This is a genomic window from Nocardia sp. CC201C, from assembly GCF_030010695.1.
Classification (GTDB): Bacteria; Actinomycetota; Actinomycetes; order Mycobacteriales; family Mycobacteriaceae; genus Nocardia; species Nocardia otitidiscaviarum.
This window is the reverse complement of the sequence record NZ_JASCXP010000735.1, coordinates 1-1,188: the sequence shown is the minus strand read 5'-3', so window position 1 is coordinate 1,188 and position 1,188 is coordinate 1. Positions and strand designations below refer to the sequence as shown.

Below are 1,188 nucleotides of genomic sequence, written 5' to 3'. Positions count from 1 at the left end.
TGGGGGCGGGGGGGCCCGGGCGCGCGCCCGCCGGAGGGGGGCCTGCTCCCGGACCGGAAACGGTCGCCCCCGCCGGAGCCTGTGCGCCGAGTCCGGGCGGACCGCCCGGCGGTGGTACGGTCCCGCCGTCAACCGTCCGCCCGGTGCGCTGCTGTGCCGGAGGGGGTTCGCTGATCATGGAAGGCCGTGTCGACAATGCGGAATGCTGAGAATCGGTAAAATTCGGAGTAATCGCCGCCGGCAGCACCGCCGGGGCCGACCCGTTGTCCGGAATAGCTTGCGGCGCTATCGATCGACCGGGCCCTGGGCCGCTCGGCACGGAGTTCGACGCCGACGGCCCCGGGGTCGCGGCGGTGGTATTGGTGACCACCGGGGGCATGACTACCGGGTTCGTGGCGGCAGGAGGTGTCGAAACCGGCACGGACCCACCAGATGTGGGCTCGGTATCGAAACCGCGTCCGCGCTCCCCGATACCCCGTCCGGACTCGAGGTCTCGATGTTCGAGTTCGTTCGCCGCCGCCCGCAGGATGTCCCGAGTCCGCTCATGTCTGGCGGCCTGCTTTTCCGCACGTCGATGCCGCCGGTCGAAATAGTCCGCCAGCGCGGCACGCATCGGTTCGGCGATGGTTCCGTACTGAGATCGGAATCTGCCGATCCAGCCCTCCGGAATCCGGCCAGCCTCCCGGATTTTGGCGGCGGCCCGATCGTGCCGGTCCGCCAGCGCGCGCAGGTTATCCGGATCGAGGCGCAGCTGGTTCACCATCCCGGTGTCTCCCTCCGCTGACGTACCTGCCGTTCATTCTCCTTGCTTCCCAAAATTGGGAATCTGGGTTTTCGGACCGTTTCCGGAACGCCACTCGCGCACGATCTCGCCCAGCGGCCGGGGCCGATCGGTCGGATCGCTCGTCGCGATCCGGTACTGCTGCCGCGCGTCGTTGGTGCTCTCCAACACGGCGGCCATGATCTCGGCCACGAGCTCCCGGCTGTCGAAACGCGCACATGTTCCGGGTGCCAGATACAGGTTCAGCAGCTGCCCTTTGGCATTCACCTCGGGAATGACCATGCCGGACGGGGATGGACGGCGTGCGACTATGCGCTCGAACTTCTCCCGCATCGCCAGCGCGCGGTGCCGCAGTTCCCGCGCCATGGCCTGTGCGGCACGCACATTGGGATGGGGCTCACGACGTC

2 protein-coding genes are annotated in these 1,188 nt (G+C 68.4%); one reads left to right on the top strand and one right to left on the bottom strand.

Features of this window, described 5'->3' with window-relative positions:
* The first annotated feature begins 496 nt into the window (after positions 1 to 496).
* Complete coding sequence (locus tag QK444_RS36385; protein ID WP_282786670.1) at positions 497 to 784, top strand: hypothetical protein; 288 nt, start codon at positions 497 to 499, stop codon at positions 782 to 784.
* A gap of 12 nt (positions 785 to 796) precedes the next feature.
* Here QK444_RS36385 and QK444_RS36380 read toward each other — a convergent pair.
* Positions 797 to 1,188: YbaB/EbfC family nucleoid-associated protein (locus tag QK444_RS36380; protein WP_282786669.1), on the bottom strand; the 392-nt coding region annotated here is incomplete at its 5' end.